The 12,302-nt window shown below is 66.0% G+C and carries 8 protein-coding genes and 2 pseudogenes; 3 read left to right on the forward strand and 7 right to left on the reverse strand.

Annotated elements, in window-relative coordinates; genetic code table 11:
* Positions 1 to 128 precede the first annotated feature (128 nt).
* Complete coding sequence (locus tag AB0927_RS33815) at positions 129 to 410, reverse strand: hypothetical protein (protein ID WP_366671632.1); 282 nt, start codon at positions 408 to 410, stop codon at positions 129 to 131.
* A gap of 26 nt (positions 411 to 436) precedes the next feature.
* A pseudogene (locus tag AB0927_RS33820) lies at positions 437 to 1,310 on the reverse strand (IS5 family transposase).
* Positions 1,311 to 1,555: 245 nt separating this feature from the next.
* Here AB0927_RS33820 and AB0927_RS33825 point away from each other — a divergent pair.
* Positions 1,556 to 1,930, forward strand: coding sequence for a hypothetical protein (locus tag AB0927_RS33825; RefSeq protein WP_366671633.1), 375 nt, complete (start codon positions 1,556 to 1,558; stop codon positions 1,928 to 1,930).
* Positions 1,931 to 2,035: 105 nt separating this feature from the next.
* Entirely contained in the window at positions 2,036 to 2,773 is a 738-nt protein-coding gene (locus tag AB0927_RS33830) for a hypothetical protein (protein ID WP_366671634.1), read from the forward strand.
* Positions 2,774 to 3,896: 1,123 nt separating this feature from the next.
* On the opposite strand, the gene AB0927_RS33835 is transcribed toward AB0927_RS33830, so the two are convergent.
* The 3 genes and pseudogenes from AB0927_RS33835 to AB0927_RS33845 all read right to left on the reverse strand — a co-directional run.
* Complete coding sequence (locus AB0927_RS33835; protein ID WP_366671635.1) at positions 3,897 to 8,405, reverse strand: hypothetical protein; 4,509 nt, start codon at positions 8,403 to 8,405, stop codon at positions 3,897 to 3,899.
* A gap of 172 nt (positions 8,406 to 8,577) precedes the next feature.
* Positions 8,578 to 8,994, reverse strand: a complete 417-nt coding sequence (locus AB0927_RS33840; RefSeq protein ID WP_366671636.1) for a class I SAM-dependent methyltransferase — start codon at positions 8,992 to 8,994, stop codon at positions 8,578 to 8,580.
* 91 nt (positions 8,995 to 9,085) lie between these two features.
* A pseudogene (locus AB0927_RS33845) lies at positions 9,086 to 9,796 on the reverse strand (IS630 family transposase); the annotation flags it as partial.
* 526 nt (positions 9,797 to 10,322) lie between these two features.
* On the opposite strand from AB0927_RS33845, the gene AB0927_RS33850 reads away from it, so the two are divergent.
* A complete protein-coding gene (locus AB0927_RS33850; protein ID WP_366671637.1) occupies positions 10,323 to 10,505 on the forward strand; it encodes a hypothetical protein in 183 nt (60 codons plus the stop codon).
* 160 nt (positions 10,506 to 10,665) lie between these two features.
* Here AB0927_RS33850 and AB0927_RS33855 read toward each other — a convergent pair whose 3' ends face one another.
* Positions 10,666 to 11,232, reverse strand: a complete 567-nt coding sequence (locus AB0927_RS33855) for a TetR/AcrR family transcriptional regulator (protein ID WP_366671638.1) — start codon at positions 11,230 to 11,232, stop codon at positions 10,666 to 10,668.
* Between the two features lie 109 nt (positions 11,233 to 11,341).
* Positions 11,342 to 12,265 carry an alpha/beta hydrolase gene (locus tag AB0927_RS33860; protein ID WP_366671639.1) on the reverse strand — a complete coding sequence of 308 codons (924 nt, stop codon included), beginning with the start codon at positions 12,263 to 12,265 and terminating at the stop codon, positions 11,342 to 11,344.
* Positions 12,266 to 12,302 lie beyond the last annotated feature (37 nt).

Raw genomic sequence — 12,302 nt, forward strand, 5'->3', positions numbered from 1 at the left:
CACACCTACAATCACCACCGCGGACACACCGCGCTGAAAGGCCAACCACCCGCCAGCCGCGTCCCCAACCTCACGGGTCAATACAACTAGGGCCTGTTGCGAAAGTGGATCAAGGTTGCCCGCGTGGCTCACAGACCGCGAATGGCTTCGGCCAGGTCAGGGCCGTAGGACGCCCAGCAGATGAGCGAGCCGTCGGCGGCGAGCTGTCCCATGAACCACTCGTCGTCAGCTCGGGCGAGGCACAGGTCATGGAAGGACAAGATGACGTCAGGCTGGAGGACGTCGTAGTCCGCGGAGCCGGGCTGTTCGACAACGACGAGTCGTTCAAGCGAGAGCAGCTCCGCTTCGGCGTCGCCGGAGACGGAACGGACCCGCTCGATCGTCCATCCCTCGGGAAGATCTGCGTTCACTGCCGCATAGTCGCACCCAGGGCGCCTCACAGCCATTCGTTTATGGCGGCGACCAGCACCGTCGCGTGATAGCGGACGGCGAGCTTGTCGTACCTCGTGGCGACCGCGCGGTGGCGCTTGAGCCGGTTGATCCCGCACTCGACCGCGTGCCGCTGCTTGTAGTCGTCCTCGTCGAACTTGGGTGGGCGGCCGCCGCGGGAGCCGAGCTTCCGGCGGTTGCGGATCTGGTCCGCCTTCTCCGGAATGGTGCACTTCACGCCTCGTCGGCGCAGGTAGGAGCGGTTCGCGCGGGAGCCGTACGCCCTGTCCGCGCGGACCCTGTCCGGCTTCGTGCGGGGGCGGCCGGGGCCGGTCCTGGGCACTCGGATGGCGTCCAAGACCGGCTGGAACTGGGGACTGTCGTGCCGCTGGCCGGCGGTGACGAGCAGGGACAGCGGCTTCTGTCCCTGCTCGACCGCCAGGTGCAGCTTGGTGGTCAGCCCGCCACGCGAGCGCCCGAGTCCGTGGTCGTCGGGCTCCGTGTCGACGCCACCAGGAGGCTCCTTCTGTAGAGCCCCTTTTTACGCGCTCCAGCGGCATGCTGGTGGGCGCGCGCGATAGTGGAGTCCACGCTCACTTCCCACGTGATCAGGCCTTTTGTGTCGGCCTCGGCCTGCAACTGCTCGAAGATGCGCTTCCAAGTGCCGTCACGCTGCCACCGCCGGAACAGGTCGTAGGCCCGGTCCCACGGCCCGTACCGCTCAGGCAGGTCACGCCAGGGCGCCCCGGTCCGAGTCCGCCACCGTATGCCATCGATCAACTGCCGACGAGTCCACGTCCGCGGGCGGCCCGGTTTCTTGCCACCGGCAGCAACGGCTCCAGCCGCTCCCACTGGCTGTTCGTCAGATCACCACGTCCCACAGACCGTGATCATCTACGACCTTGATCCACTTTCACAACAGGCCCTAGTTCCGCCCCCTCGCAAACTTACGGTGCCCGTCCCCACCGTTCGTCGCGGCGACGCACCGCGAGTTGTGCGTACTCGACCCGCTGTAGGTCCACTGCCCCTGCGCTCTCAGAGTACCTATTTTCGCAGTTCAGGCCCGATTGTCAGACCCTCCCCGTAGCGTTGTGAGTCCTACTCGTGGCGGCTGCGGGGAGCATCAATGGACGACGATCTTCAAATCGACAGCGACGAAGACCTCTTCCGTAACCCCGTCTACTACGAACCGGCCGGCCGCAACCTCGATCTGGACCGCCCCGATCTCGGCGCCCCGCAAGGTCAAGATCTCCTGAACGTGCTCCTGCGCATGCGAGGACGTGTGCCCGTCGAAAAGCGCGGACTCATCTGCCCCGACTGCCGGGACCTCCGTGGTCGGCGCGTCCCCATGTACCTCGTCCAGCGTGACGGCGTATGGCTTGCCTCCCACTACCGGAAACCCGGGAAGAAGCCCATCAGCCACGAGTCCGACGAGCACCTCGCCCGCAAGGAACGCGTCGCGAAGGACTCGGAAAATCACGGCTTCCACGCCGACATCTAGTCGCAGACCGAGGACGGGCACGCGCGCCTCGATGTACGCATCAACGGCGCCAACGGCATCGTCCTGGGCTACGAGCCTCAGCTGAGCGCCCAGACAACCCGCGGAATGCCTGCACGGGAGGGGTTCCGGCGCCGCGGCGGTATCCAATCGGTCTGGGACTTCGCCGACCCCGACCACGCAGGCATCGGCACCGTCCCCTACGTCCGCACGCCCAACCTGCCGGCCTCCATCATCCGCGTGCAGAAGAACGCCATCGCGGTCCAGGACGGCAACTTCGTCCTGGAGGAGGGCCAGTGCAGCCAAAACGGCGTGCTCACCCGGTGCCCGGAGAAGCCGTACGACCCGGAGAACCCCATCGACACCGGGTACTGCGGGGGCTGGCACCGCGTCCTCGTGCCCGCCCATCAGTCGAACACCTTCACAGGAGAAGGCGGTCTGACCCTCACCCAGTTCATCGTGGAAGCTGCGGCCGGTGAGCGGACCCCGTTCCAGCGGGGCGGCCACCACGGTTGGCTCCCCGCACAGCAGTGGCAGCAGTACCTTGAGGCGAACGGGCCCGCCCTGGACGACAAGGAGCGCCAGCCACGCGTACGACAGGGGAACCGGCGCGCCAGGTGCACCGAGGACCGTCCGGCTTCGGAGGTGCGGGCCGAATCGAAGCAGAGACGTGGCAGCCGCGCGATCGTCCTTGAATCCCGCCCCCGGGAAACTGAGGCCGCCAGGGTTCCAGTCGACGCGTCGGGTCAAGCGATCCCGCTCTGCCGCTTCGGCTGCGGTCAGCCCGCAAGCCTTCAAGGACCCGAAGGGCTGCCCGAGCACTTCTCGTGCCGTCAGGAATCATGAGGCGTGATGCTCGGCCACCGCTGACCGCCCCTCGCGGCATCACCGGTGCCCGAGCCCCCCTGCCGGGTCCGGGTGGGGGTGTGGTGTTTCCACCCGACTGCCAGCCCCGCTGCCACAGTGAGCACAGCACACCCAGCCCTCTCCGCCGAGAAGCCGACAGGGGCCCGAGCACCACCTTCCACACCAGTGCCAAGCAGCCGGGTCTCCCCCGCACTCCGGTACCTGGCCGACTCGGCTGACCACACGGCGAAAACCGGGTTACGGAAAGCGGACGCAGCACGGCGAAGCTGAACCGGCAGACACAGGTAGGCCAGCAGCCGTGCTCTCCGCGCGAGCGGCGTGAGCCGCCCATTGCCGCGGAGAAACAAGGCCGACCTCCGCGCGCAGCCCAGGCCCCGTCCCGCTGCCCTACGTCGAGTAGAACCGAAAGGGCGTCCGTCAGCCGTGGGAGTCCTCTGGGACTTTCCTGGGACTTCCGGCTGCATCAACAGGCACGAGCGTGAAACAACCGAAAGACCATTCGCGCAGGTCAGAGCCCGCGACCGATCATCGCCGCAGGTCGTGGCGCTGGCTGGTCTCTTCCGGGACATCTGACCAGCAAAGCCAGGCGCTCTGCATTCAGCGTCACCCACTCTTGGCGCTACACGGAGATCCGTCGCCCCAGCAACCCTGACCAGCCCAACGGTGCACCTGACGCGCCATCAGAACGAGCGTCAGATGAGCGTCAAGATACCTCTGGGAGCGTCATTTGAGCGTCAAGATATCGCCTGTAACGCCCATAATGCACATCATGCGCACCCACCAAAACCGCAGGTCAGGAGCCCTTCGCGGCCGGTTCAAGGATCGCCACGCACTCCACATGGTGCGTCATCGGAATGACGTCGGACTGCTCAGGTTTCGGAAAGGCCAGATCAGAGGCCGTTTTTCGGACCGCTGACCCGCTTGCGGTCGCTCGAAGCGTCAAATGAGCGTCATGACTGATACGGCCCGTTCCCCACTCGGGGAGGAAAAGACTGCGACACGAGGACACCTGGAGGAACCCGCCCTCACTGAGATCGCGGCGCCCGTGGCCGACATGGTGGCCATGCTCCATAACGGCCGCACCGAGCTCTGCCAATCACACCTACTGCCTGTACGGCCGCGGAACGTTGATCACCATAGGGCGAACGTGAATTACGCCCGCCGGCGAGAGGCTCCCCGCTTGATTCTGCAGATCGACGAGGAGCGTGTCAAGCTGCAGCTTTTTCGCCTGGGTCTTACGGCTGTCCCCCGTGGCGTTCCAGAGCTCGATCGGATACCAGCCGACGATGTAGATGCCTGCATCCGTTCCTGCTTCCGGCAGATACCGGCCCGCCAGCTGTTCCGCTTGAGCCGTCGGAACTTCGTCGTTCCAAGAGCCCTTGACCTCAATGACCAGCTTTACGGACCCGCTTGAAGCGTTGTTGGGGTCGTCACCTGGTGAGGGCATCGCCTCGACGAGAAGGTCAGTGCGGTCACCCGCCCCGTATGGATCGGTGGGATGGATCAGAACCTCCCGGTTGACCGCGACACGGTGGCCGGCCAGCCGCAGAGTCAGCTCGTGTGTGAGGTAAGCGCACAAGGCTGCTTCGGGTTTGGGGCGCCAAACATCTGGGATGACTGGGTTTTCCGCGGACGGCTTCCGAGGGCTCTTGCCCGGTGTACGGTCCCAGAGCAGTTCGCAGTGCGAGGGGAGCGCCCGGCTCACCTCCTCAAGGGCCTCCTGCACCACGTCCAAGAGGTCCGTGCTGGTGCGGACGACGCGCCGCGCTGGGTCCTGCAGGAGTCGTATTACGTCCTCTGTGCGCACCTGACTCCAACTCGCAGCGGCATGTTGCTTGGTCGCCGCGATGAGTGCTGCGGCAATAGTCAGCCGGCTGGGGTACAGAGTCGCAAGTCGGCGCAGTTGATGAACTGCCTCTACGGTGGCTCGTCGGCTTAGCTCAGGGAGTAGGCGGTCTCTCCATTCTCGAGCTTGTTCATCATTGGTGACCCAGCGAGCGCCGCGGAGAGGCTGGTCCTCCTCAGGGTCATACAACTCACTGAGCCACAGGTACAAGTCGGCAACGAGGGCCTCGCTGAGGGAGCTTTGGATACGCTCCGTCTCGGTCCTGGCGCATGCTTCCGCCAGCCTGCGACCGAGCTCAGGGTCGGTTGCCGCGAACCTCTTGACTCGTGGCCAGTGCGCCTCGGCATCCGAGGTTAGTAGGGCCTGGGCGGCGAGGACAGCAGCTCGTGCGGCAAGGGGAGTTTCCCGGGGCCCGTCGATGCTGGTGTCAATGATGCCGTGCACGATTTGGCTGTCGGTGGTGAGAAGGGTGGCCAGGATGCTGTGCCAGGTCCGCAGCGCGGCCTCACGCGCTTCATCATTGTCGGGCAATCGCGTGGGGTGTTCTTCGCTTGCTGGTGAGCCTGCCAGGCCCTTGTCGGCCGCCTCGGGCACAAGCCCGAGACAGGTGGAAAGTTCGGTGGCGAGGTGCTCCAAGCACTTACGCAGTTGCGCCGCCCAGCGCGGGTCAACCGCATTGAGTTCGATGGGCTGTCGGCCTGCCGTCAGTGCTGCTCGGGCTGCCTGGGTAGCGCGATGAGCCACGGACTCAGGTGCGTGATGGGCTGCCAAGCGCAGCAGGTCCACCCGTACGGCTTCCATATAGCTCGTCGACATGCCGAGATACTCGGTGAGTATTGCGGCTGCCCAAGAGTTCCACACCCGCGGGGGAAGTTCGAGCAGGCGGTTTGTTCTGTGCAGCTCGGTGAGAAGGGCGTATCCGGCCCAGGAGCACTTGTTGCGACGGGCGTCCGGGAGCCAGGAATCTGCACGGTCATGCTCGTTGGCGAGATAGCGGAGAGCGAGCTCAGGCAAGTCCGACAGATCGTCGCCGAGCGCTACGGCAGCTGGCCAGGTTGAGATGGCGCCCGCCACATCCTGCGCCAAGCTCCCCGTCTGCGGGTTCACGCGCAGACGCCACAGGAACTGCCACAGACTTTCGTTGTCGCCCGCCCTGGCTTCAGCGAGGAGCCGCCCCAGCTGAGCCATGAACTCCGCTGCTTCCGACCAATGCACGTTGCCAGCGCTGTAGTTGCGGCGCAACGCCTGAGCGAGGGGACTGTCGATAGGGATGGCCGCGTAGAAGGAACGCAGATACGGCCAGGCCGGGTGCGTGTCGTCGTAGGCCAGTTCGAACGCATGCGGGTCGTCCGAAGGGAACGTGCAGGAGGCTAGCTCGCCATACACCTGGATGGCCGCCCCATCACCGGACGCCGCCGCGTCGGCAGCCTGCTCCAAAAGCCACGGGAAGTCGTCTTTATCGACGAGCTGATGACGGATCGCTGGCTCGGGCACCGGGGATGCGTTGAGCCGCACCGACGGGCGACGTTCCCAGTCGTACGCGATCTGGCAGGCCGCCATGCGCGCATCGAGCCCTGTCCGGACGGTCTCTCTGACAAGAGCGCGGGTCATAAGCCTCCGTAGTGACCGGGTCTCGGGCGTCTCGTGCCCATGCTCATCAGGTTGCAAGCAGTCCGGCAGCTGGACCTTGTGGTGGTCGTGGAGGAGGCTGAAAATGATCTTTGCCAAGGTGTCCGCGTGCCGAGCCGCGTCCGTAGTCTCGAGCGCTCGGCCGATCACCCCGTTGATCAGCGAGATCTCGAAGCGATCGTGTGAGAAGACAAAGCCACTATCCGGCCGCCGGACTACTTCGGACGCCCATGCCAGAAGATCGGGCACATCCTCGTCCCTGCACTCCGCTGGCATGTTCCTCAAGAAGTGGGCGTAGTTGCCGTACAAGTCCGGGGACGGAGGGCGAAGGGCGCCCAGCATCGTCGCCGCGTCCAAATGGTGCGGCCATAGTAGGGTCAGTAGCGTGCCTCGGAGCTCATGGTCGGGATCCACCCGCTCGGCGTAGGACAGATCCGATAGGGAGTCGAGCACCTCGACGAAGACTGGCACGGCACGGTCTGGGTCGCAGGCGAACGCGGCGCGCGCTGCCAAACGACGTTCCGTTTGATGCCACGTGTCGTTCCTCACCAACGCCAGCAGCGCATCGGCCAACCTGGGAAGAGCGGTCCCAGCCTCCTGCGCCAGCTGGATCGCCAGGCGGGTTCGCGCTGTGGACTGCCAGTTGGCTGCACCTTCGGCAGGGTTGGTCTCGAGGACGTCGGCGAGCTGGTCAGCGAGCGAAGGATGGCGCAGGTCCCAACGCGACAGCTGCCATCTCGTGTCTCCCAGTTCGACCTGCGCCGCACGTTCCAGCAATCTGCTTACGGTGAGTCGGCGGACCTCGTCGGAACGCACAAGTGCGCTGTGCACCGCCATGCTTTCGGGATCGGCGGTAGCCAGCCAGCCGCTGGCAGAGGGGTTCATGGCCACCAGCCAGGCAGCGGTCTCTCGCAGCGGTGCTGGAATGGTCGCCGTCTCTCCGTCCGGTGCGCCGATCAGGAACAGATTTTCCAGCTGCCGCTGTGTCATCTTCCGTTCGGTCAGGTACCGGGCTGCCAGGTAGGCCGCCACGGAAGAGTGTCGGAATGCCGCCCTGTTGTCGTCCGGCGCTGTGAACAGCGCGGTTGCCAGGCATTCTTCGATCACTTGGGGCGTAACCTCGAACGGTCCAGCGGCGGTCCGCTCCGTTCCTCCCCCCAGTGCGTCGCCCGGCAGATCGTAGGTCCCAGCCTCGAACATGGCGCCACGCCATACGGTCCGGTGGCCGGACAGCAGCATCCACGCGGCGATGCGTCCCGCCACCGCCAGGCGCTGAGGGGCCGTGGTGATCAGCACCTTCTTGAGTCGGTGAGGGTCGGGGTCTTCAGCAAGCCGTGCCACTCCACGTGCGAACAACTCTTCTGGCCGACCGTGCAGCTGGCCGTCAGCTCGATATGTCAGGACCAGCAATTCCAAGGTCAGCGGTACGCCGGCCAGCACAGCGGCGCCAGCCGCCTCAGCTGCCTCCACCAGCTCTTCTCCCGGCACGCCGGCGCTGTCGGCCAACGTCACAGCTTCCGTGCGACTCAACGGAGCCAGATCGACGCATCGGCACGCACCAAAAGCCTCGGCCAGCACAGACGTCAGCGCCGCCGGATAGTCGGCAGTGCGGCAGGCCATGAGAAACCGAACCCGGCTGGTATCCCGGCCGCTCAGCGACCTTCTCAACCACCTCGACAGACGCGGCAGAAGGGGACTCTCGTCGGCCTGGTCCAGGACTACCGTCAGCACTCCAGCACCCCCGACAGCGTCTCCTTCCGAAGGCAAGGAGACGAGTTGGCATCCAAGCTCCTCCTGATAGGAGTGCTCGGTGAGATCCCCACCCGTCACCCAAAGGCACTCATCAGAGTCTCCGCTCCAGGTGTCGAAGATATGGGGCAACCCATTGGTGAGCTGCTTCAGCACGGAAGTCTTACCAGCGCCCGGCTCTCCCAACACGACCATGGCCCCTGCCGCTGCGACGACAGCGGGAAGCGCCAGGGCTCCCTGACGAAGTCGCCCTGCATCCATGACCACGTCATCATCGTCCGCTCGGAACGCTTCGGCGGCCTGCACGATCAGATCTTCAGCGGCGACACGCTCACCCCGCACCCTGCACACCCGAGGGACATGAAAGCCGAACACATATCCTGCCACTCCCCCATTCTCTCAGCGCACACTGACAGGCGCCCCCGTCGCCCCTTCGCTCACCCAGCGCGAACGCGCCACCAAGCTGAACGGGCACGACGCAGGCAGTGCAAAAAGTCATTGTCGGGTTGTGCACGGCGCCATCAGCCCGGCAATGATCGGCCAACGGCGTTCCGTGACCCTAGGAGCAGCCGCGAGCGCGGCCAGACCACGCCTTGGAAGCGTCGGGGAACGCGCTCAGATCATGCGCGTCCGCTTCCGTGACGGACTCCACATTCGCGGCATACTGTTGGGGAGCCTGCGCCACGCGATCGCGGGCAACGTCTAGCAACGCAGGCGACAGATCTGTGAGTGTCACCTGGTAGCCACGGTGCGCGAGCCACAGGGTCCACGTGCCCGGACCGCCACTATTGTCCAGAATCCGCGCGGGCGCAGGAGGCAAGTGGTCCCCAAGCGCTCGCGCGTCCAACTCCCGCTCGGCGACGGCACCATCTGCGGCCCTGCTCAGCCGATCGGCCTCGCGTTCTGCTGACTGCTGGTAGTAGTCCCGCACCGCGGCTACCGGATCGGGTTCAGTCGCTCTCGTCACAGATCTCATGATCGAGTCCTGGCACGGCAGCCGACTCCGTTCTTGGCGAGGCTTCGAGCGACGTACGCATTGGCCCAGTTCCTGGAGGCTTGGTTGTGGCGTGTTTGAGGATTTCGTCTGCGGTCTTGGTCCAGGCGAAGGGCCAGCAGCGGTCGTTGTAGGCGTCGATGTACTGGCGGATGGCGTCCTCCAGGTCGGCGACGGAGGTGAAGGTGCCGCGGCGTATGGCCTGGCGGGTGATGATGCCGAAGAAGATCTGCACCAGGTTCAGCCACGAGCAGGGGGTCGGCGTGAAGTGCTGGGTGATCCAGGGGTTCTTCGCTAGCCACGCCTTCACACGGGGGGGCTTGTGGGTCGCGTAGTTGTCGACGACCACGTGCAGCTTCACCCTCGGGTGGGCCTTGGCGACCTGCTTGAGAAAGCGCAGGAACTCATCGTTGCGGTGCCGGGTGTGGCAGGCGTCGGCGGTGATCTTCCCGGCGGCGACCTCGAGCGCGGCAAACAGCGTGGTGGTGCCGTGCCGCACGTAGTCGTGGGTGCGCCGCTCGGCCAGGCCGGGCCGCACCGGCAGCATCGGCGCGGTCCGGTCCAGCGCCTGGATCTGGCTCTTCTCGCCCACGCAGACCACCACCGCCAGGTACAGCCCGATCGCGTCGCGGGCCTTTGCCTCCAGCTCTGAGTCGGTGGAGAACTTGTAGGTCTCCGTGCGCCAGGGCTGGATCCGCCACTTGCGCCACACCTTGGCCACCGCCACGTTGGACAGGCCCACTTCCCTGGCCAACAGCCGGGACGACCAGTGCGTCAAGCAAATTCACGGGGCAGCGAGCCTGAGGCAGCTCAGTTGGGCGAATGCCCATCTCAGCTCCCAAGCGGTTCACCATGGCCCTTTCCGCCAGCCCTCACGCAGCGCGTGACCGTCCGTGTCTCACCTGCGGAAACAGCCCCGGTCACACCAAGCGGAGCTCTGCCGACGAATGGCGAAAAGCAGCGGAAGCGCACTCACAGCCATAGTGCGCCGGCGCCACCCCTTCGAACCGTGGTTCTGCGACCATGACCCGGGGCGTCACAGGGTCGGGAGCACTGGTAGGCACTGATCAACCCGCCGCCGCGACGCCTCGGCCAACCGAGCCCCCACGGGACGACGAATTCTCAACGCGGTGTCGTCGCGGTCCTGCGCGGACAGCGCCACGGTTGCAGGGCCGGGCCGAAGAAACCGCCGCTGCCCTCCGCTAGCGCCCCGGTTCCAGCCTTGGTGCAACTCGGTCAAGACAGTCTTCTCCGGCCCGTCGTCGCCTCTCGAAGCAGCGCCGAGGCCGTCATCGTCGTACAAGCGCAACGTGGGAGCAGCGCTCATCACCACGAACCTTCGAACCAAGATCCGGACCATGCCCGGGCCAGCCATCCGCAGCTTGTGGCGATCGGAGCTGTTTTCGCTGGTCAAACTGCATCTGAGCCGTGTACCACCAGCAGACCAAGATCTGCTGGTGTCGTACTCGCCGAAGAAGCTGGGCTTCTTCTAGAGGCACGAAGAGAGGCGCCTGACCAGGGCAGATGCCCGGCAGGCGCCCTTCTCGGCGCACATCTAAGCAGTGAATCGAAACACGCCCTTACTCCCGATATCTCCCACCCGAAGCCCGGCTCTGACCAGCAGTTCCGGGGCATTTCCGGGCCAAGGTCCCGCTAAGAAGTTCGAGACGGACTGACACCCTGGATGCAGAGCTCCAGAACCCGTTCGGCCTGCGCCGCCGGGGTGGGGTGGCTCTCGGTGGCCAGGACGATGCCGACGACCAGGGTGAGCAGGTCGTGGGGAGTGACGCCGGCCCGTACCACCTGATCGGCGATGGCCTTGTCCACCAGAGGCGCGAGTGCGTCCTCGACGGCCGAAGCGCAGGATTCCTGCGCTTCTTCACCGTCAAGGGGCACGTAGGTCAGAGTGTCGGCAAGCCCTCGGGCGTCGAGGGAGTAGGCGAGCAGTTCGTCCAGCCAGCCCAGCAGGGCGGCACGGCTGTCCTCCTCGCCGCTGAGTGTGCGGGCGAGATCGCACAGGGCACGGATGCGCCGCTGGAAGACCGCCTCGAACAGGGCTTTACGGGTGGGGAAATGGCGTCTGGCGGTGCCGGACCCCACGCCTGCCCTGCGGGCGATCTGTTCGACGGAAGCCTTCGCCCCATGAGCCGCGACCTCGGCCTCGGCAGCGGCGAGGACGCGGGCGTAGTTGCGGCGGGCGTCCGCGCGTTGGCCGGTCACGGTCGTTGCTCCCACAAGGTCGGACGGCGGGCTCCGCCATACCCTAGCCGAGCCCAGGTCGGCTCGTGCCCGTGAGACGTGTGGTCCAAAGAACGTTCCCGTCGATAGATCAGCCGTCCGCAAGAGGGTCGCGTGCCGGGTGTGCCAGCGCGGTTCGGACGAATTGCGCCGCGCGATCGAGTGCCAGTGCACCCTCGTCCAGCATCGGTGCGAGGCCCTGGAAGACGTGTGGCACTTCGGCGGTGATGTCGAGGATGACCGAGACGTCGGCGGCTGCGAGGCGGGAGGCCAGCCGGACGGAGTCGTCGAGCAGTGTTTCATACGTTCCGACCTGTACGAGAGTGGGCGGCAGCCCGCGCATGCCGTCGAACAGCGGGCTGTGCTCCCGCGCCGACGCAGCACCTTGGCCGGCGTAGTCGAGCACACGCCGGGCGAGCGCTTCCCGGTTCACCGCGACGTCCACGGACGCCCGCGTCGTCATCGAGTCGCCGGCCAGGGTCAGATCGATCCAGGGTGAGAGGAACACCGCGCCCGCCGGTACGGGACGGTTGCCCGCCACCAGTGACGTGAGCAGTCTCAGTGCCACCGCGCCTCCGGCGGACTCGCCGATCACGATCATTTCGCCGGCGCCGATACCCGAGTCCAGCAGCGCTTCGTAGGACGTCGCGGCATCGGTCGCCGCGGCCGGTGCCGGGTGCTCCGGCGCGAGCCGGTAATCCACGGTGACGATCCGGAGCCCCGATCGCCGGGCGATCTGGGTCACCAAGCCCAGGGAGCTGTTCGCCGAACCCAGGGCGAACGCGCCACCGTGGAAGTACAGGGCGGTGCCGACCGGTCTCGGCGCGTCGCTGATCGTGACCGCCAGCGCGGCGACACCCGCCAGATCGAGTCTCTGGACGATGGCGTCGGCGGGCACCGGCTGCGAGCTGAGGATCTGTTCGAACAGTGGCCGCTGGACGTCGAGATCGCCGCCGAGGTCGAGCAGCGAATTCCGCCGGAGCTCGCGGACGTGCTCGCGTTGCTCACGCGTCATGCCGTCACCTGCCTGGTTCCGAGACCGGCGCGGTGGG

Source organism: Streptomyces sp. NPDC048106 (genome assembly GCF_040706415.1).
Taxonomy (GTDB): domain Bacteria; phylum Actinomycetota; class Actinomycetes; order Streptomycetales; family Streptomycetaceae; genus Streptomyces.

Excerpts from the sequence above, each read along its gene's own strand:
- AB0927_RS33830 (WP_366671634.1), top strand. The coding sequence starts at position 2,036 with ATGCCTGCACGGGAGGGGTTCCGGCGCCGCGGCGGTATCCAATCGGTC.
- AB0927_RS33860 (WP_366671639.1), bottom strand. The coding sequence starts at position 12,265 with ATGACGCGTGAGCAACGCGAGCACGTCCGCGAGCTCCGGCGGAATTCG.
- AB0927_RS33825 (WP_366671633.1), top strand. The coding sequence starts at position 1,556 with ATGGACGACGATCTTCAAATCGACAGCGACGAAGACCTCTTCCGTAAC.
- AB0927_RS33840 (WP_366671636.1), bottom strand. The coding sequence starts at position 8,994 with ATGAGATCTGTGACGAGAGCGACTGAACCCGATCCGGTAGCCGCGGTG.